The sequence below is a fragment of the Pseudoalteromonas sp. NBT06-2 genome, from assembly GCF_002276045.1.
In the GTDB taxonomy this organism is placed as follows: Bacteria; Pseudomonadota; Gammaproteobacteria; order Enterobacterales; family Alteromonadaceae; genus Pseudoalteromonas.
On the sequence record NZ_NQMR01000001.1, the window covers coordinates 1 to 20260 of the forward strand.

20 protein-coding genes and 1 pseudogene are annotated in these 20260 nt (G+C 33.2%); 8 read left to right on the top strand and 13 right to left on the bottom strand.

Annotated elements, in window-relative coordinates; translation table 11 throughout:
• Nucleotides 1-20 precede the first annotated feature (20 nt).
• Nucleotides 21-506, bottom strand: a pseudogene (locus tag CJF42_RS00005) (tyrosine-type recombinase/integrase); the annotation flags it as partial.
• A gap of 630 nt (nt 507-1136) precedes the next feature.
• Between CJF42_RS00005 and CJF42_RS00010 the strand changes: the two are divergent.
• Together CJF42_RS00010 and CJF42_RS00015 are read left to right on the top strand one after the other, a co-directional pair.
• Nucleotides 1137-3026 carry a DEAD/DEAH box helicase gene (locus CJF42_RS00010; RefSeq protein WP_095364700.1) on the top strand — a complete coding sequence of 630 codons (1890 nt, stop codon included), beginning with the start codon at nt 1137-1139 and terminating at the stop codon, nt 3024-3026.
• 94 nt (nt 3027-3120) lie between these two features.
• Nucleotides 3121-3411: a DUF1244 domain-containing protein gene (locus CJF42_RS00015; protein ID WP_095364701.1), complete on the top strand. Its 291-nt coding sequence runs from the start codon at nt 3121-3123 to the stop codon at nt 3409-3411.
• 61 nt (nt 3412-3472) lie between these two features.
• Here CJF42_RS00015 and CJF42_RS00020 read toward each other — a convergent pair whose 3' ends face one another.
• Nucleotides 3473-4003 carry a YehS family protein gene (locus CJF42_RS00020; protein WP_095364702.1) on the bottom strand — a complete coding sequence of 177 codons (531 nt, stop codon included), beginning with the start codon at nt 4001-4003 and terminating at the stop codon, nt 3473-3475.
• Nucleotides 4004-4309: 306 nt separating this feature from the next.
• On the opposite strand from CJF42_RS00020, the gene CJF42_RS27055 reads away from it, so the two are divergent.
• On the top strand, nt 4310-4492 hold the full coding sequence (locus CJF42_RS27055; RefSeq protein ID WP_095364703.1) for a hypothetical protein: 183 nt from the start codon (nt 4310-4312) through the stop codon (nt 4490-4492).
• Here CJF42_RS27055 and bamJ read toward each other — a convergent pair.
• The 7 genes from bamJ to CJF42_RS00060 form a co-directional block, all read right to left on the bottom strand.
• Nucleotides 4482-4952, bottom strand: a complete 471-nt coding sequence (gene bamJ / locus CJF42_RS00030) for a BamJ family beta-barrel-assembly machinery protein (protein ID WP_095364704.1) — start codon at nt 4950-4952, stop codon at nt 4482-4484. The genes CJF42_RS27055 and bamJ overlap by 11 nt on opposite strands.
• Nucleotides 4953-5066: 114 nt before the next feature.
• Entirely contained in the window at nt 5067-6179 is a 1113-nt protein-coding gene (gene asd, locus CJF42_RS00035) for an aspartate-semialdehyde dehydrogenase (RefSeq protein WP_095364705.1), read from the bottom strand.
• Between the two features lie 140 nt (nt 6180-6319).
• Entirely contained in the window at nt 6320-8017 is a 1698-nt protein-coding gene (locus CJF42_RS00040; RefSeq protein WP_095364706.1) for a sensor domain-containing diguanylate cyclase, read from the bottom strand.
• Complete coding sequence (locus CJF42_RS00045; protein WP_095364707.1) at nt 8017-9441, bottom strand: ABC transporter substrate-binding protein; 1425 nt, start codon at nt 9439-9441, stop codon at nt 8017-8019. The genes CJF42_RS00040 and CJF42_RS00045 overlap by 1 nt, the downstream gene beginning before the upstream one ends.
• A 326-nt stretch (nt 9442-9767) precedes the next feature.
• Nucleotides 9768-10274, bottom strand: coding sequence for an RNA methyltransferase (locus CJF42_RS00050; RefSeq protein ID WP_095364708.1), 507 nt, complete (start codon nt 10272-10274; stop codon nt 9768-9770).
• Between the two features lie 33 nt (nt 10275-10307).
• Nucleotides 10308-10817 (bottom strand): YcgN family cysteine cluster protein, encoded by a 510-nt coding sequence (locus tag CJF42_RS00055; protein ID WP_095364709.1) that lies wholly within the window; start codon nt 10815-10817, stop codon nt 10308-10310.
• A gap of 28 nt (nt 10818-10845) precedes the next feature.
• Nucleotides 10846-11130 (bottom strand): YcgL domain-containing protein, encoded by a 285-nt coding sequence (locus tag CJF42_RS00060; RefSeq protein ID WP_095364710.1) that lies wholly within the window; start codon nt 11128-11130, stop codon nt 10846-10848.
• A 110-nt stretch (nt 11131-11240) separates the two neighbouring features.
• Here CJF42_RS00060 and minC point away from each other — a divergent pair, with 110 nt between their 5' ends.
• Genes minC through minE form a run of 3 tightly spaced genes read left to right on the top strand, consistent with a single transcriptional unit; the run spans nt 11241 to nt 13028 of the window.
• Nucleotides 11241-11954 carry a septum site-determining protein MinC gene (gene minC / locus CJF42_RS00065; protein ID WP_095364782.1) on the top strand — a complete coding sequence of 238 codons (714 nt, stop codon included), beginning with the start codon at nt 11241-11243 and terminating at the stop codon, nt 11952-11954.
• Between the two features lie 5 nt (nt 11955-11959).
• On the top strand, nt 11960-12769 hold the full coding sequence (minD, locus tag CJF42_RS00070; protein ID WP_095364711.1) for a septum site-determining protein MinD: 810 nt from the start codon (nt 11960-11962) through the stop codon (nt 12767-12769).
• 1 nt (nt 12770) lies between these two features.
• Nucleotides 12771-13028 (top strand): cell division topological specificity factor MinE, encoded by a 258-nt coding sequence (gene minE / locus CJF42_RS00075; RefSeq protein WP_095364712.1) that lies wholly within the window; start codon nt 12771-12773, stop codon nt 13026-13028.
• Between the two features lie 53 nt (nt 13029-13081).
• Here minE and rnd read toward each other — a convergent pair whose 3' ends face one another.
• From rnd to CJF42_RS00090, 3 genes are all read right to left on the bottom strand, one after another.
• Nucleotides 13082-14224 (bottom strand): ribonuclease D, encoded by a 1143-nt coding sequence (gene rnd / locus CJF42_RS00080; protein WP_095364713.1) that lies wholly within the window; start codon nt 14222-14224, stop codon nt 13082-13084.
• Between the two features lie 62 nt (nt 14225-14286).
• On the bottom strand, nt 14287-15948 hold the full coding sequence (locus CJF42_RS00085; protein ID WP_095364714.1) for an AMP-binding protein: 1662 nt from the start codon (nt 15946-15948) through the stop codon (nt 14287-14289).
• Between the two features lie 194 nt (nt 15949-16142).
• Nucleotides 16143-17009: an alpha/beta fold hydrolase gene (locus tag CJF42_RS00090; protein WP_095364715.1), complete on the bottom strand. Its 867-nt coding sequence runs from the start codon at nt 17007-17009 to the stop codon at nt 16143-16145.
• A gap of 110 nt (nt 17010-17119) precedes the next feature.
• Between CJF42_RS00090 and CJF42_RS00095 the strand changes: the two genes are divergently transcribed.
• On the top strand, nt 17120-18427 hold the full coding sequence (locus CJF42_RS00095; protein WP_095364716.1) for an alkaline phosphatase: 1308 nt from the start codon (nt 17120-17122) through the stop codon (nt 18425-18427).
• A 91-nt stretch (nt 18428-18518) separates the two neighbouring features.
• On the opposite strand, the gene CJF42_RS00100 is transcribed toward CJF42_RS00095, so the two are convergent.
• A complete protein-coding gene (locus CJF42_RS00100) occupies nt 18519-19274 on the bottom strand; it encodes a class I SAM-dependent methyltransferase (protein WP_095364717.1) in 756 nt (251 codons plus the stop codon).
• Nucleotides 19275-19383: 109 nt separating this feature from the next.
• On the opposite strand from CJF42_RS00100, the gene gloB reads away from it, so the two are divergent.
• Nucleotides 19384-20151 carry a hydroxyacylglutathione hydrolase gene (gene gloB / locus CJF42_RS00105; protein WP_095364718.1) on the top strand — a complete coding sequence of 256 codons (768 nt, stop codon included), beginning with the start codon at nt 19384-19386 and terminating at the stop codon, nt 20149-20151.
• The last annotated feature ends 109 nt before the right edge of the window (nt 20152-20260 follow it).

The window sequence follows — 20260 nt, forward strand, 5'->3', positions numbered from 1 at the left end:
TCAAAGTCATGTTATTACGCAGCAAACTTATAAAAAACATTCAGCGCTGTAAATAATGAAGAAAAACTTTGTTGACTAAGGCATTGTTCTTTATCTATAAAAGGGCGCCAATTTTCATTTTGGATTCGAGTTCCATTAATATTTTTATAACGCCATTGAACTGAACTTGCAATCCATTTATCTCCTGGCTTAACAACAAATTCTACATACTCTTCTAAGTCGACACGTTTTAAATCAAATACCGATATATCCTTTATATGCCAAGACCAAAGGTAAAATCTTTCGATTTCGCCTCTAAACCGATTAAATGTGCCTTCGGATTTCCTTCCGTATACAAACAAAAATTGATATAAAAAATTAAGATCACTATGAATATGTAAAATAGTTTTACTTTTTTTTGCTATAAACCGAGATAATTGAGGGTAGTCTAGATGAAGCGTATTATTTTCAAGGTGTGAAATTTGAAGACGGAGCTGTTTTAATGTATCAACTAATGCTATCAGCATATATTTTTAAACTGTATATTTAATTTTTAGGTATATTATATTTTATCTGTATAAATGTACAGTAAGCACTTTAAGTCCGATACCTGTTAGTACTGGACATTGGTGGTTTTACAATAATTCAAGTATAAAAATCAAACAATAAATGCAACGTTAATTTATATATTAACGATAAGCACTATATTAATAATAATTTAACACCCCATTTAACATAATATCATTTATGGGCTATAAAGGTTTGAGATAGCCAAACAACTTAAGTAAATACCATTAACAATCGTTGCATTTCATCGATCATTACTTTTATTTATTCTTGTATTTATTATTTATATCTGTATAGTACGCAATTCTCCGACAGGTGCTAGAGATTTTTTAATAATCCAACTTAAACTAAATTTAAGTTCAGCCAAGTTCGGTAAGTCATCTAACAGTTTGTAAAACGACTAGATGAGTACATAAACTGAGGTTGAAAGCATCTGTGAAAATTTATTGTTCAAATAAATTTAATTCACACTAAGACTGAGATTAAACATTTGTATGAAAGTCGATTAGACTTTTATCACGTATTTTGGATCAAAGGGATGTCTTCTCAGCTTTTGCCTCATTCTTTAGAAGAATAGATAAGAGACATACATGACTGATAGCACAAACATTACATTTGAATCATTAAATTTAAACTCTGCTGTTTTACAATCAATTACAGAAATGGGCTATACAACACCAACACCAATACAAAAGCAATCTATACCAATACTATTAGAAGGTGGCGACGTATTAGGTGAAGCACAAACTGGTACTGGCAAAACAGCTGCATTTGGTTTACCAATTATATCTAGATTAGATGCAAATTTACGAGCACCACAAATGCTAGTAGTGTGCCCTACCCGCGAACTTGCAATACAAGTAGCTGAAGCATTAACAGATTTTTGTAAGCATATGCGTGGCATGTTTGTAACAACTGTTTATGGTGGTCAATCATATACTCCTCAGTTACGTGATTTAAAACGTGGTCCACAAATCGTTGTTGGAACACCTGGCCGTATGATGGATCACATCAAAAAAGGTCGACTGAATTTAGATAACTTAAAAGCATGTGTTTTAGATGAAGCTGATGAAATGCTTAACATGGGTTTTTTAGAAGATATCGAGTGGATCTTAGAACATGTTCCAAGTGAAACTCAAATGGCATTTTTCTCAGCAACAATGCCAGCTCCTATTAAAAAAATTACACGTCAATTCTTAACCGATCCAACACACATAAAAATTGAATCTATTAAAGAAAATAAAGCAAAAATCACACAAAAAGCATGGCGTGTTGGCCGTATAGGTAAAAATACTGGTTTAGAAAGAATCGCTGAAATTGTTGATTATGATGCAATGATTGTTTTCGTCAGAACAAGAAACGATACAATCGTTTTAGCTGAACACCTTAATAGTAAAGGTTTTTCTGCATCAGCATTAAACGGTGATCTACAACAACAAGATCGTGAACGTATTGTTGATCAACTTAAAACTGGAAAAATAGATATCTTGATTGCAACAGATGTTGTTGCTCGAGGACTAGATGTTCCGCGAATTTCTCATGTAATTAACTATGATTTACCACATGATCCTGAGTCGTACGTTCACCGTATTGGTCGTACTGGTCGAGCAGGTCGTGAGGGTGAAGCAATATTATTTGCAACTGGCCGAGAAATGCGTAGTTTACACCGCTTGGAAAGAGTTACTGATGGTCAGATTGGATCTTTTGATATGCCAACATCGGAACAGCTTGGTGAAAAACGTGTTGCCAAAACACAAGAAAAATTACAAAAAATTATTGAAGATAATGATTTAGCACAATTCACTGAAATTCTTGAAAATGTTGCAGAAAAAACCCAATTGTCACCACTTGAACTTGCTTCTGCATTGTTATTTGAAAGACAAATTAACATGCCATTTTTTCCAAAATCTGACCCTGTAGAACGTGCATTTGATAAAAATGAGCGTGGTTCTAGAAATGATAAGAACTCTAGAAATGACCGTAACGGCCGAGTAGATCGTGGCGAACGTAGACCTCGTCGTGATAATGGTGAATTCAATACTTACCGCTTTAATGTTGGTCGTAGTCAAGGTGTTCGACCTGGCGATATCGTCGGTGCTGTTGCAAATGAGATTTCAATTAGCGCTAGTGATATTGGTCAAATTCGTCTATATGGTGACTTTACACATGTTGATTTACCAAAAAATATGGATAAGCAAGCTTTTGATAGATTGAAAAACGTTCAAATTCGTAGGCAAGATATTTCACCAAGTTTAGCGAGTGCAGAACAAATTCAAGAAGCCAAATCAGCTGATCAAAATAGTCAAGAGCGAAGAGGTAATGATCGCGGAAATAGAAACGATTCGCGTAGAAACCAATCACGCGGTCGTAACGATTCTCGTGGTCGCAGTGATTCACGAAACCGTGATGATGTTTGGTCTAAGAAACCTAGAGCTAATAGTGGTAATGATTCAGGTCGTATCATCCGTCAATTTTCATAATCATTTTATAAATTAAAAAAGGTAGCTAAGCTACCTTTTTTTATTGGCCTTAGTTAAAATGTTTTATAATAAATATTAGTCATATGGAATAAACATGAATAAGCAAACCCAAATTGAATTAGAAGCGGCAGCTTTTCGAAAGCTATTGTCACATTTAGATAATAATAAAGATGTACAAAACATTGATCTAATGATCATTGGTAACTTTTGTCGTAACTGCCTAAGTAAATGGTTAGTTTCTGAAGCACAAGAGCGAGATGTAAATTTAGATATGGATGAAGCTAAAGAATGGGTTTATAAAATGCCATATAAAGAATGGAAGGAAAAGCATCAATTACCAGCTACAGATGAACAAATGGCAGCTTTTAATGCTCGTAAAAAATGACATCTGTGGCATAAATTAAAGTTTAGCCTTAAAAAAGGCTAGACTAGTATCGCCTTTTTTACTATTTCTTAATCTGATTCCATGGTGAATTGTCTGAAACGACATCTTTTTTCTCGGAAGGTCTAAATTTCTCACACAAACCAATTAAGAAATTTCTTAATAATTGATCGCCACAAGGCTTAAAGTTTCGTGTTCCGCGCTTTCTAAATAGTGCGGTTAATTCTGTTTTAGAGAATCTAAATCCTGCTTTTTTCATTACATCAAGCATATCATCATCTTTAAATTCTAATGCGATTCTTAATTTTTTCATTATAATATTATTATTAAGCCTTACAACTTCAGTAGTGCTTTTAGCAGGATTTGAAGCGTTATCTTCTCTAACACCACGATTTTTTATAATTAAACCATCTAAAAATTTTTCTAATACAACGTCAGTACATTCCACAAAAGCTTCATCGTCATCTTTTTTAAGAAGGCAGCTAATCGAAAATTTAGTTATTTTATGTGCAGACAATGCGAAAATATCCACCATTGACTCTTCACGTAAATTAAGTGCATAACGTAAACGGCGTAATACTAGGTTATTAATCATAGAAACTCCAAAATAAGGTCGGATAAAATAGCATGAATTAGGAAAATAGTCATGTTTGAATAAATGAAATTATTAAATAATGCGGTCAATAATGGAATCATTGATGGTTTATAAAAAATATTTTCATGAGTCAGTAGGCGCTAATACTCCTACTATACCCAAACCACTTCAAGATGCAGGATTCAGTTGGAATTAGAAATGCTTTAGGCAAGGCATTGATTGAAGAACATGGTTATTCCTTTTCAAAATCAATAACGCTGCATAAAGTATTTATAAACCAACCTTACAGGGACTTCTGAGCAAATCATGCTCGTTGTTGCCTGCATGGATGTAGGTACTAGAGCAATGCAGGAGCATATTGCCGGTCCATCTTTTTTTAAGGGAGTAACCATTAATGCAAAGATGCGCCTAGATCATGAATTGCTCAGCAGTCCTGAATCTCACATCTTGAAGTGGCTTGGGTATAACATGAGAGCTTCTATTCAATAGCTATTAACTCTACTTCAAAAATTAAAGTAGAACCTGCAGTAATTTTCCCTGCATTACGATTACCGTATGCTAATTGACTTGGGATCACAAAACGTACTTTATCGCCCTCTACCATCAATTGAACACCTTCACTCCACCCAGAAATGACTTGGTTTAACCCAAATGAAATTGGCTGACCACGATCTACTGAACTGTCAAATACAGAGCCGTCGATTAAAGTACCATGATAATGAACTTTAACTTTACTGGTAAGAGTTGGATTGATTTCTCCTTGCCCTTTAGAAATAAATTTATACTGTAGACCTGAGCCTGTCTCTAAAACCCCCTCTTGTATCTTATTAAATGCTAAATATTCTTTTCCTAACTTAATATTTTTTTGAGATATTTTTTTTACACTTACTTTATTATAAAAATAAAACACAATAAGAATAATAGCGCTTATCGCTATAATCATTTTCATATAAAATCCTTAGAAAATCTAAATTAATTGTTAAAACTGTCGTATCATAGCTGATATTGATTATCAGTGAGTAATCCAAGATATAAAAAAACCCGATTAAATCGGGTTTTCTTATCATTGCTCAGTAATGATACGCAACATGCGTCGTAGCGGCTCTGCAGCGCCCCATAGCAATTGGTCACCAACAGTAAAGGCACTGATATACTCAGGCCCCATTGCTAGTTTACGAATACGCCCTACCGGGATATTTAATGTACCTGTCACATTTACCGGAGTTAAATCCGTTGAAGTAATATCTCTATCATTTGGAATAACTTTAACCCAAGGATTATGTCCTGCAAGTATAGATTCAATCTTTTCTACTGAAATATCTTTTTTAAGTTTTATTGTCATCGCTTGCGAATGACAACGCATAGCACCTACCCTGACACATAAACCATCAATAGGGATCGGCTGCTGTGATGAACCCAATATTTTGTTAGCTTCAACTTGTGCTTTCCATTCTTCTTTACTTTGCCCTGATGGCATAGGTACATCAATCCAAGGGATCAAACTACCTGCTAATGGTACACCAAATTGCTCTGTTGAAAGCGATTCTGATTGTATTTTTTTACTTACAATTCGATCTATTTCTAAAATAGCAGATTGAGGATCATCAAGTTTATCAGCAACACTCTTATGAACTTCACCCATTTGTTTAATTAGTTCTTTCATATGTCTTGCACCAGAACCTGACGCTGCTTGATAAGTTTGTGGACTCACCCATTCAATTAGGTCTTGTTCAAACAAACCACCTAATGCAAGCAACATTAACGAAACGGTGCAATTACCGCCAACAAAAGTTTTAACTCCTTGCTCTAAACCTTGAGAAATGACGTCTTTATTAACAGGATCAAGTACAATAATACTATCATCTTTCATACGTAGACTAGATGCAGCATCAATCCAGTAACCATCCCAACCAATTTCTTTTAGGTGTGGGTATACAGCATTAGTATAATCTCCACCTTGACAGGTTAAAATAATATCCATTTGAGCTAACGCATTTAAATCATTTGCATCCAATAACGGTCTACTGATACCTGCGAAATCAGGCCCCATCTGTCCAGATTGTGATGTGGTAAAAAAGGTAACATTTAAGTTATCAAAATCATTTTCTTTTTGCATTCTATCCATAAGAACAGAACCAACCATACCGCGCCAGCCTACAAGCCCTACTTTTTTCATAGTTAAAAACCCTAAAAATTATTCATTAAGAACCAATTACAAATCGCGTGAGTTTTTTAGATAAATTGGTATATTTGATTTGTGAATTTAGCATTGTAAAGAAGATAAAACTAGCAACAAATTAACAACTTTAATTTTTTTCATTTAAGTTTATTATGCTGTATTACGATTGTATTTTTTTGTTTTTTCGCCTTATAAAGTGCAATATCAGCTTTACTATAAAAATCTTCAAAAGAGTCATTTTTTTTAGGACTCTCACTATATATTCCAACAGAGACAGTTAAGTAATCAGATGTTGTAGATTTTTCATGCTGTATTTCTGCTTTGTGTAAAGCTAATTGTAACGATTCAATTTTTGCTTTGTGAATTTCAGCCTTAGTATTTATCATTAAAATTGCAAATTCTTCTTCCCCAATTCTATAAGCTGAATCTCCGGTACGTTTAAACACATTTTTTATTATTGTAGTGACTTGTTTTAAGCACTTATCTCCTTGCGGATGTCCATGTGCATCATTGTACTCTTTAAAATAGTCTATATTTATAATCGCTAAGCTAATTGGCATGTTTTGACGTGCATTCTTTTTTATTTCAACAGTTAAATTTTGTTTAAACTGAGCATGATTAAGTAATCCAGTTAAAGAATCTCGAGTTGAAAAGTTTTTCGCTTTTTCTACATAGTGTTTTAGTTGTGATAAAGCATCTTCCATATCTCCTAACTCGTCATCCTTATGAACTTCGATCTGAATATCGACATCTCCTTCGGATAACTTAAGTATTTTTTTTCTTATTTCAGTTAACCTAATTAAAAGGCTTTTATTGACAAAAATCCACATTAAAATAAAAGAAAGACTGATACTTAATATAATCAATATTAGAAATACATAGTTAATATTGCTTACTGTATTTAAAGTCTCTAGATTTTTTGATTCCATAATATATTGTAACTTAATACTTAAGCTGTTGGATGTTTTTCCGATTGCCTTCACGATATCTTTTTGTTGCTCAATTAGCGCATTCAATACTCCACCTAAGCGAATAACGTCGTATCGGATCTTGAATATAGAATTATTACCCGCGTATAAATCTCTTTGTTTTTCAAGCCAAGTATCTGCAAATTTTCGGTACTTATATTGCGATTCACTTGAAACTTCCATTGCGTTAAACACATTAACAGTATCTACCTTTAACGAATTAATGATATTTACATCGTTACTTGTATTTGCTTTTTTTAATAATGTTATGAACTTTATGCTATTTTTATAAAATTGATAGGCGAATTTGAGCTCAGATTGAGCATTGTCCGATGCTGGTGAAGACACCATTTTTTTTGCAAGATATTCCATTTTAACTAATAAAGTATTCTGACTATATTCAGAAAGGCTATTAATTCTTAAGTTAAACTGGTCACTGTATAGATCTGCTTGTTTTTTTAAGTAAACTTGTCTTTTAAACTGTGGTGCAAACTTTTTATATAGTGTAATTAATCGTTGTTGTTTTTGTAATAAAATATATTCTTCATTTGGAATATTTTCATTTAATATAGTGAGTATCAAATGATCTATCTTACTCCATAATATGATAATTTTATCTATACTTTTATCGAGTTTTATTTGATCTTGCTTTAGTGCCATCCCCTCTAATTCTGTAGAAACCTCTTTACTTAAAACCGACAAATTTGAAGTTTTTTTCATAATGGGCAAAGTATTATCAATCACATCTTCATATGAATGACTTACTCTGTCCACCAATAAGTTTGCTGCAAAAATACTAATAAGTACCAAAGTTAAGCTTAATAAAAGGGAAGTATTTAATTGGCTTTTAATTTTCCTTGGAAACATTAATGGAAAACCATCGCTTTTTCACCAACTTCATTTTGAGCCTGTAATATTTTCAACATTAACTCATCAACTCCTTTTTGTATTTCAATTTTTTCATTGGATATTAAGTAAGTGTAATGCTGTAATAAGGTATAAATTGTTCCCATAGCAGTGCTCATATAATGTCCATGACGCTCAATAATACCAGACCAAGCCATACTCGCTTTAAAAGTTGACTTGTATGCAGAGTATTGTGAACTTGCTTTATCTAATGCATTTGTGAGTTCTAAATTAACATCTTTTCTGGTTGAGTTCCCTCCCCCTGAAGCATAGTTTAACTGCCCTTTTTTTGATGTCATATACCGTATAAACCAAAATGCAGCTTCTGGATTTTTACTATTATACGCCACAGAAAAAGCATAAGCGCCATGATATGGTTTCCCACCAGGTGTACCGTATACAGCAAATTTTTGTTCTTTGTCAGTACTATTTTTTTCAGATGATTTAATCCACAAGTTATTATAGGCGAAGGGCCACATAGCGACTTTTCCATGAGATAATGCCTGAGCTGCCTCAATATATGCAAATTCATCATTTGCAGGTACCGCATACTTTTTTAGATCAATGTAGTATTTTGCCGTTTCATGTAACAACTCATAGTTTTCTGGAAGACTAAAATTTGCTAATTGATTATTTATATAATTTGGCTGAAACCACTTTCCCCCTTTAGCCCATAAAATAGAGGACCATTCATCATTAATATGAGGTTTATTACCGGACATTAGCGCAACACCATAAAAATCATTATTTAGTGGTTTGCCTTTAAGTAATTCACCTTTTTTTCTTGTGAAAAACAGAGCGATATCTTTGAGTTGTTCTAATGACTTAGGCGGATTCAGCTGATAATTAAAACGCCCATAAAACGCTTTTTGCTCACTTTTATCTTCAAATAAATCTAGTCTATAATGATTGCCCATTACATAAGTGTTATAAGGAATACTATATAAAACATCTTTATAACTTAATATTTCTACAAGTGAAGGGAAAAATGGAGCAAGAAAATTATTCCAATCTTTTTTTGTTGAGTCGAATTTATTAGCGAGTGTATTTAATGGTCTTGTATAACCTTTAGCAGCCCACTCTTTAGCCCAACCAGCCTCTAAAGTCACTACATCATATTTTGCACTCGCATTAACAAAACTTTCAACTTGAACTTCTAACATATCGGCCAGTTTCAATTCAATGATATTAACTTTAACACCAGTTTGCTTAGTAAATTCAGGCGCTAAGTTTTTTTTTACATATTCGGTCCAATGACCTTTTTCAAGAACAACATTTATTATTCGTTTATTTGATATAATCGGGAAATCACTTACACCAGCATGAGCTTGTAAACACACGTTCGCAAGTAGGACTGCAATAATACATTTGATAATAAAGTGCATATGAATCGATAAATAATGAGTGATTTATCGCTAAGGTTAGCAAAACTTATTCTTCAAAGAAATAAATACCTAAAAAAGAAACTCATTTATATTCCAATTGATTTATAGCTTTCAGTTTAAGTGAGAATTAGCAAATAAAAGTAACTTTGCTGTGCTAATATATCGGTGCTTCTTGAAAATGCAGGTTTCAGAGCTTGGGTTGGATACGAGTGAAAGGCATTATTTGTAATTCATGGTATTGCCTGATTAACAATCATAGCGCCGTAATCGTTTTCTACCCAAACTCCCGTAGGCCAAGATTTATCCTTGTATTAAAATATAAATAACTAAATTTTTACTTTATTATTGTTATCTCGACTTCCTCGAATCACATCGTCACCTAGCTGGATATTAGCTGATTTAGCCATTCTGTCGTATAAAACAACGTTCACTGTGGCGGCAAGATTCATACAACCTTGAGTTGGGATATAAATAACATCTTCACACCAAGATAATACTTCTTTATTTAGAGAGCCATCTTCTGGACCAAAAACATAAAAAGCACTTTTAGGGTGTATGTAATTAGTTAAAGGTTTCGCCCCTTCGATGAGTTCAATCGCAACGGGTGTGGCGCCTAATGGGATCACTTTTTTTAAATCTTCAGTACCTATCAAAGGAATGTCTTGATGTACCTTTTTAGTATCAGTAACAAACTTTTTCGCATGCTCATATCTATTACCAGTATAAAATACAGAATTTGCACCATAACAACCAGCAGCTCGCATTACAGCACCTACGTTACTTGGGCTTTTAGGATTAAATAAACCTAGACAAGCGAATCCATCTTTTTTCATGTAAATCTCTTTTATTAACTTATGTTATTGTTGCTAATCACAATCATGCTCAGGCCAATGTGAAATATAATTTTCAAAGTTCTCTAAATTAACTTCATTGTCTTTAACTACTTTACCTACAACACTTATATCTGAATCATGCATCGATTGTTTACTTCCATTATTTAATAATGGATGCCAACTTGCTAAGCCCCTACCTTCATATAACCTTCTATAACTGCAACTTTGTGGCATAAAGAAAATATCTTTTACATTCTCTTTAGTCAATTGTACGCACGAAGGGACAAATTGCGTCCGTTTCTCATATTCTGTACAAAAGCAAGATTGAGTATCTAAATATTGACAAACAATATTGGTATAGATTAATTCCTCACCTTCTCTAAGAGAGTCCGTTGGTTCGAAATCATCCTCATCTTCACTATCTATAAAACTATTTAAACAGCACTTTCCGCAACCATCACAAATAGCCTCCCATTCTGCGTTGTTCATTTGCTCAAGAGATTTACTTCTCCAGAATTGAGATTCTATTAAACTTTTATTCATATTAATTTTAATTCAACTAGATAGATTATTAAGTTAAACTATTTGCCCCGTTTTCGTTTCTAAATGTTTCTAATAAATTCTCAATTGGTGGTGGAATTTGTAAGTAATAACCTTGTTCAGTTAAATTTTCTTTTACTTTATTTATATCGGCGCCCGCTAAAGAGTCTCGTTTACTGATATTGATTAACATTACAAAAACAGGTTTTCCAAAAGTGTCTAATAACACTTCAGGAACCTTTGAAAAATCATCTCTTTTCTCCACAAAAAGGTATGTGTCAGCTTTACGTTTACTTTTATATATAGCAGATAACATTTGGTGCCTATAGAACTTGCTTAACATTGGCGCGCATTATAACATGGCATGACAAGAAAGTGAGGCGTTTTGCTGTCAGAGCGCTGATAAAGAATAATTATAAAGCGCCTATGTCTGAACAAATTTTTGAACTCAAAGGAAATCTTTTCACGTTATCTGTTTTAAACTTGTATAAAAATGATTTACAAGCCTTAGGCAAACAACTTGACGAGAAAATATCACAAGCACCCAAGTTTTTTTATGGTGCTCCCATAGTGATCAATCTACAGTCTATTTCTGAACAAAGAATAGATTTTGCTGAACTCAAACAAATATTGACTGGATTACAGCTTAATCCAGTTGGTATATGTAATGGAAGTGACAGTCATAATACCTTAGCAAAAGAGAATATGCTTTCGGTTTTGACTTATTCACAAGACATAAAACCTCAACCCAAAATACCCAAGAACTCAGCACATAACACTTCAGTTATTGAAAAAGATGTATATCTACCTGCTAAAGTTATCAATGGTACAGTAAGATCTGGTCAGCAAGTCTATGCTAAAGATCGTGATTTAATAGTTTTAGGAGCTGTCAGTCATGGTGCAGAAGTGATTGCTGATGGCAACATTCATATTTATGGTGCTCTTCGTGGTCGTGCTATAGCAGGCGCTAAAGGTAATATTGATTCACAAGTATTTTGTCAAAGATTAGAAGCTGAATTAGTTTCTATTGATGGCAATTATTGGATAAGTGATTCTCTTCAAGGAGAGTTATGGGGCAAGTCTGCAGCAATAAAGTACAAAAACGATTCGTTAGAAATTACAGCATTGGTTAAAGGATAAATATCATGGCAAAAGTGATTGTTGTTACATCAGGAAAAGGTGGCGTTGGTAAAACGACATCAAGTGCTGCTATCGGTACCGGTTTAGCACTTAAAGGTTATAAAACTGTTATAGTAGATTTTGACATTGGCTTAAGGAACCTTGATTTAATCATGGGTTGTGAACGTCGAGTTGTATATGACTTTGTCAATGTTATTAATGGTGAAGCGAACCTTAACCAAGCGCTTATAAAAGATAAACGAGTTAACAAACTCTCTATCTTACCTGCCTCTCAAACTAGAGACAAAGACGCATTAACTAAAGAAGGCGTAGAACGTGTTTTAAACGAATTAAAACAAGATTTTGACTTTGTTATTTGTGACTCTCCAGCAGGTATTGAAGCCGGTGCGATGATGGCACTTTATTTTGCTGATGAAGCAATTGTAACAACAAACCCAGAAGTATCTTCAGTACGCGATTCAGATCGTATATTAGGAATTTTACATAGTAAATCAAAGCGCGCAGAAGAAGGTTTAGATGGTGTGAAAGAGCATTTATTGTTAACTCGCTATAACCCAGAACGAGTTGAAAAAGGTGAAATGCTTTCAGTAGAAGATGTACAAGATATCTTAGCAATTGATTTATTAGGTGTTATCCCTGAATCACCATCAGTATTGAGTGCATCTAATTCAGGCCAGCCTGTTATATTAGATATAGAATCGGATGCAGGAAAAGCATATCAAGATGCAATTGATAGACTGTTAGGGGAAGATATAGATTATCGATTTTTACAAGTGCCTAAAAAAGGTTTATTAAAAAGAATCTTTGGAGGATAACATGTCATTATTAAGCTATTTTCGTTCACCCAAAATTAAAACCGCTTCATTAGCTAAAGAGCGTTTACAAATAATTGTTGCCCATGAAAGATCACAACGAGATACACCCGATTATCTACCTCAATTAAAAAAAGATATTTTAGAAGTTATCCGTAAATATGTTCCGATTTCATCGGATCAAGTTTCTGTACAGCTTGAGCAAAATGAAGATGATTTAGCAGTTTTAGAACTTAATGTTACATTGCCTGATGATAAATAACTGATATTAAAAAGGGCTATATGGCCCTTTTTATATTTAATGAACGGCTATATTTATTCCCACTCTATTAATTTACCTTTCAAAATTTTATATCTCCAACAACTTAATAGATCTGGAGTGAGTTTTTTCTTTTTTTGCTCTTTATCACATTTCCAGTGCCAGCTCAGTAATTGATTAATTTGCTTTTTACTAGAAATAACTTCTGTTGGTATCCCCTGAGTTTTTGCCACAGCATCAATTCGATGTTTAATTAATTTTACTTCTGTTTTATAACTAGGGTAATCAACCAGTCGAACAATTTTTTGTGGGTAGTGTTCTTTTTCTAATAAAGTGAATTTCTCTATGCATTTAAGAATTTCTTTACCTGACTTATTTACTGTCATAACCTCTATACCCGGAAGTTTTCTTAAAGCTGTGATACTCGCTGGTTTTGATTTTGCAATTTCAATCATATTGTGTTCTTTTAAAATAAAACCTAATGCGAGGTTTTTAATTCTTGCTTTATCACGACGCCATACCGCTAATTCTTTTAATACAGCTAAATCAGATGAATTAAGCTGCCATGCATTTTTTATCTCCAAATATAACTTTTCATCTGGTACTTGATATTGACGTTTCTTAGCCATTAAAGCACTTTCACTTAAAATAATATCCAACCAGTTTTTATCATCAATTTGTTTTTTAATAATTTCAAAACAAGGTAAAAGATGAAGAACATCTCCAGCAGCGTAATCAAGCTGTCTTTGTGTTAATGGCCTTTGCAACCAATTTGTACGAGATTCGCTTTTATCAATTTCTAATGAAAGTAACTTATTTACCATCATTGCAAAACCAACACTATTACCAAAGCCAAGCAACCCCATAGCAAACTGAGTATCGAACAATGGTTTTGGTACACATTGACCATGTTTCATGAAAACCTCCAAATCTTCTGAAGGGGAATGCAATACTTTTAATATAGATTCATCAGATAAGATTAACCAAAACTTTGATAAATCTAATTCATAACAAGGATCAATAAGTGCCAGATTTTTGCCATCATATACTTGAATCAATGCTAATTCAGGATACAAAGTTCGACGGCGCATAAATTCAGTATCTATTGCTAATATCTTACTTTCTTTAATAGCTAACAAATAAATATCTAATTGTTCTTGTGTTTTAATGTACTGATTTTCTAAGCATAAAGAATGCAATTGAATATCCTAATAATTAGGTATAAAAAAACCGGCTATGCCGGTTTTATAAAAAGTAAAATTTAACTGGCTTCTTTTAGAGCGCGCCTTAAGATTTTTCCAACATTTGTTTTGGGTAGTTCATCTCTGAACTCTACAAATTTTGGCACCTTATAATTCGTTAAATTTTTACGGCAGTGTTTTATTATATCTTTTTCTGTCAGTAAAGGGTCTTTTTTCACAACAAAAATTTTGACCTGCTCGCCACATACGTCATGTGGAACACCCACAGCAGCCACTTCTAATATACCCTCATGCATTGCCACGACTTCTTCAATCTCATTTGGAAATACATTGAAACCAGAAACAATAATCATGTCTTTTTTACGATCGACAATAAAAAAGAAACCTTGTTCATCATACTTTGCAACATCACCAGTGGCAAACCAACCATCAGTCATACACTCTGCGGTTTCGTCATCTCTGTTATAGTAACCTTTCATTACCTGTGGACCTTTGACCCACAATTCACCGGACTCCCCTACGGGCATATCTTGACCATTATCACCTACGATTCTTAATAATGTACTTGGTGCAGGTAGACCAATTGAACCATTATAACTTTCGAGATCATAAGGGCTAATAGTGACTAATGGAGCACATTCGGTTAAACCATATCCTTCCATTAATTTGCTTTTCGTCATTTTTTGCCAACGTTCTGCAACAGGCCTTTGTACAGCCATACCTCCACCAAGTGAAAACTTTAATGCGCTAAAATCTAAGTCACTGAAGCCAGGAGTATTAAGTAAACCATTAAAAAGTGTATTTACACCTGTGATTGCCGTAAATTTATTATTAGAAAGATCTTTAACAAAAGCTTTCATATCTCTTGGGTTGGTAATTAGTAGGTTCAAGCCACCGTATTTCATAAAAGTGAGGCAATTAGCCGTTAAAGCAAATATATGATACAGAGGCAACGCAGTGACAACTATTTCTTTACCTCTAACTAAAATTTTATCCAAACACCCTGACACTTGCTCTAAATTTGCTACCATATTGCCATGAGTCAATATAGCACCTTTTGAAACGCCAGTAGTACCGCCAGTGTATTGTAAAAAAGCAAAGTCCTCATGGGTTAAATTTGGTTTTCTATACTGTGATATATTTCCTTGAGATAAAACATCATTAAAAGCAATTGTATTTGGTAAATTAAAAGGTTTGACCATTTTTTTAACGTGTTTTACAACAAAATTTACCACATACTTTTTAACACCACCGCATAGATCACCCACTTCTGTCAGTACAATATTTTTAATGTTAGTTTGTGGTAATGCTTGCTCTAAGGTATTAGCAAAATTTTGTAATAAAATGATTGATTGGGTTTCGGAATCATTTAATTGATGTACTAATTCTCTGACTGTATAAAGTGGATTCACATTTACGACAACACAACCAGCTCTAAGCGTACCTAAAATAGCGATAGGCGTTTGCAATAAGTTAGGCATCATTACAGCCACTTTATCACCTTTAACTAACCCTAAATCATTTTGTAAATAAGACGCAAATTGTTTTGTAGCCTTATCAATTTCTTTATAAGTTAATTGTTTACCCATATTTGAGAATGCAGGTAAATCAGCATAATCGCTAAAGCTACGTTCAAAAACTTCAAGTAGTGAGTCATAGTGATTTGGATCTATTTCTTCAGGCATGCCTTCTGGGTACCTATTTAGCCAGATTTTGTCCACTTGTTGCTCCCGTTTTTATAATTTATTTTTATATACCAATTATTTAAATTCATAAATCTAAGTATTTTGTTTGTTCTTATCTTAAACCTTAATTCAACTAAGGTTATTTCACAACTGAGTAAATGCTCTAATCAAGAGGATATCATCACATATTTAAAATAAAGTTACAAATCTATGCTGAAAATCTTTATTTTCTACTTGATAAACTGACTGATTATTTTAGCTGCATCTTTAGGGTTTTGCATATGGCAATGATGACCCCCAGACATTTTAATTACTGTTAACTCTCTGTAATAACAAGAATATTTACTAATAGCTTTTTTTATTTGTTTAAACCCTTGATTGCCAATTATTAATTTTACAGGTACATAAACTTGCTTACAAACCATAATTGCTTGTGTTTCATTAAAACGAAAACCGGAATGATGTTTTAATTTTGGATCAATTCGCAATTTTATTCCTGATTCAGTTTTTTCACTATTTCTTTTCATTAATGACTCACAGTGAACATAATCTAAATCACTTACTGACATTCTCGCTCTAACTAAAATATCAAGCGTTTTATAATACTTTAATTTCTGAACTGAAATATTTGAGCTATTTTTATATCTATCTAAAATAGCACCTCTTAGCTGTGAAACAACTTCTTCATCAGGAGTACTTACGAGTCCTACACCCTCTATCAATACAACTGAATGAACAAGTTCTGGAAAACAGGCACAAAATAATGTCGCAGCCATTGCCCCCATTGAATGTCCTATAATATGAACGGGCTGTTCAAAGTTTGTAACAATTACTTGGTAAATATCATCTATATAATCAATAAAATAATAATGTGCTTCACTATGGCGCCATTGTGAATGTCCATGACCTGGAAAATCAAATGCTAACCAATTATATTGTGGTAGTAACTTGATTAATGGGTAAAAGCTAGCGCAATTATCTTGCCAGCCATGCAGTGCTACAATATTAACGTTACCTGCTTTATGTTCATTAACTACCCCCGCAATTGTCGGTGTTTTATCACGGACTGTTATATGTTTCAAATTATACTTATTCATATATTCCTTTCAAAAATGATTAACGTTGAGTCTCATTTATCGCAAGTTAGTACCATTAGATTTAATATTCTGGTATGTATATGTTTATATAAAAAAATACATTAATAAAAATGAAAAAATCACTAATTTTAGTATCAATTGCTATATCAATTTCAGCTTGCGCCCAACTGAATAAATATCCTGTTAAGCAAACACCAAAAAATATCATCTATATGATCGGTGATGGTATGGGACCAGCGTATACAACTGCTTACAGATATTATAATGACGATATAAAAACTAAAAAAATAGAAAAAACCGTTTTTGACACTATATTAACAGGTACTGCCCGTACATATCCTGACGATGATACCTATGTTACAGATAGTGCTGCAAGTGCAACAGCACTCAGTAGCGGAATTAAAAGTTATAATGGCGCAATTGCTGTAGATAGTAACAAAAAACCCGTAAAAACAATGCTTGAAATCGCAAAAGAAAAAGAAATGCTCACAGCTCTTGTTGTAACTTCTCAGATTAACCATGCAACACCTGCTAGCTTTACGGCCCATAATGAAAGCAGAAGAAACTATGACCAAATTGCTAATGATTACATTGATAATAAAATAAATGGCCAATTACCCGTTGACCTTTTGTTTGGAGGTGGTACTGATTATTTTATTCGAGAAGATAGAAATTTAGTAAATGAATTTATTGATTATAACTACCAATATATAGATAAATTGAGTGATATTGAAAAGATAACACAACTTCCTGCTTTAGGTTTATTTGACAGTATAGGTCTTCCTTTCACCATAGATTCAGCAAAAAACCATTTGGAAATAATGACAAAAAAAGCTTTAAACTTAGTAAATAAACAATCTAAAAATGGTTTTTTTATGATGATTGAAGGAAGCCAAATTGATTGGTGTGGTCATAATAATGATATCACCTGTGCAATGGCTGAAATGCACGATTTTGCTAATGCAATTGAAATTGCCAAACAGTATGTTGATAATAATCCAGATACCATACTAGTTGTCACTGCAGATCACTCTACAGGAGGTCTTACAATAGGCGCTAATGATATATATAAATGGGAAGCCCAGGTAGTAAAAGGTTTTAAATTGAGTGCGATGAAATTAAGTCAAAACCTTTTTAAAAAACAAAACTTAATTCAGGAATGGAATAAACATTCAAATATATCATTATCAACTGTAGAGCTTGAGTCTCTTAAAACTGCAAAGAATATTGATGAAGCTAGTCTATTTATTGCTGTTAAAGAAATCATAAATACAAGAAGTTATACAGGGTGGACAACAAATGGTCATACGGCCATAGATGTTCAAGTATTTTCTTATGGTAAGGGTTCAAATCATTTTACTGGAAATTTAAATAATACAGATATTGCGAAACAATTAATCAAATTTATTGAAGGTTAAATAAGCTAAACAGTAAGAGGCAGTTTGAATAATACCAAACTGCCTGAGCATGTTATTAATTATTAACACCGTACAATAGGCTAACATCAAATTAATGAGAGTTAGGGTTAGTATTCCCTCTTTGCACACCAACACCTTTAACAACAGGGGAGAACTGTGGGCGTGCATGCCATTTAGGTTTAATTGGGGTGAGAGGAGAAACTCTTTTACGAGCCACCAGCATATAAACACTTCCCATAGGTTTTAAATATTGCTGACAAAAACTTTGCCAAGGACCAAAACGTGACAACCTACTGCCTCTAGCCAAAGAGGAATATATAAATCTTTCATCATTAATGACTTCAAAACCAAGCAAATTAAGCCAATCTTTAACTCTTGCTGGTGTAAAAAAGCGCCCACTCCAAGGGAGTTTTTGTCTACTAAAAGGTAATAACCTTGCCATGCCACATAAACTAAATGGATTAAAACCAGTAAGAATAATATAGCCTCCAGGTAGAAGCACCCTTTGAGTCTCTCTTAAAATATGGTGAGGATCACTATAATATTCTAAACAGTGACTTAATAAACAGGCATCAACTGAATGTTCCATAAAAGGCAGTTCATCTATTTCAGCCAGTACACCTGCACGATTACATTCTGGCGCCACACAAATTTGATGTTTTATACAGCAAGCTTGCGTATTTAATTGTCCGCTTAAATCTCCTAGTTTTAAAAAATGATAACCAAACACACGGGGTAACCACTTTGAAATTTTATTTTCAATTTCTTGTTGTAGATAATCCCCATGAGGAAACTCTTGCCAACTTTGCGGTTTAGGGGCATCTCGAAAACTTAATGCGGGTTTCAATTATACAGTCCTCCCTATCTTGAAAATAGACATTAAATATTAAATGAAGTCTTAATTTATCTGATATATTGATATAATTAAAGCAAGTAAAAATAAAAACAGACAATTTATGTTAACTATATTCCCTATACAGGCATTTTCAGATAATTATATATGGGCTATTACAATTAATGGCTCAAAAGATCTCTACGTAGTTGACCCTGGTCAGTCTGAACCTGTTGTCAATTATATTGCACAACATAATTTGTCGCTCAAGGGTATTTTAATCACACATCATCATTGGGATCACACTGATGGTGTTACAAAATTAAAACAGTTCTATCCAGATATAACAGTATATGGTCCTCAAAATAGTATTTTTACCGATTCAGATATTACACTAAAGCAAGACGATAGCATTAATATTTTGGGTGTTACATTTAATATACTATCGACACCAGGTCATACCTTAGATCATATCTGTTATTATAATTGTGATATATTATTTTGCGGAGATACTTTGTTTAGCGCTGGTTGTGGTAGGTTGTTTGAAGGTACACCTAAACACATGTTTCACTCATTGCAAAAAATAGCTCAGTTGAATAAAAATTGTAAGGTATATTGTACTCATGAATATACAGAGGCAAATATTGCTTTTGCACAACAAGTAGATCCTAAAAACCTAGAGATCCAAAATTACAAACAGCTTACTAGTTCAAAAAGAAACAACCAACTTGAAAGTTTGCCTTCAACGATTGCTCAAGAATTAAAAGTTAATCCATATTTAAAAAGTTTGGATCCAAGTAACCATTTTGAAATACCAAAGCAATATATAAAAAGTATAAACAAGCCTGAATCTAACTTAGCTAACCTGAGGTCATATAAAGACAATTTTTAATAGTTAAATTGTCTTTATATGAAAAATCAATGTCAAAACAGTACCCATAACAATACTTGAGCCACACAGATAGAAAAGTTACTATCTGTTTAATTATGTTTCCTTAATA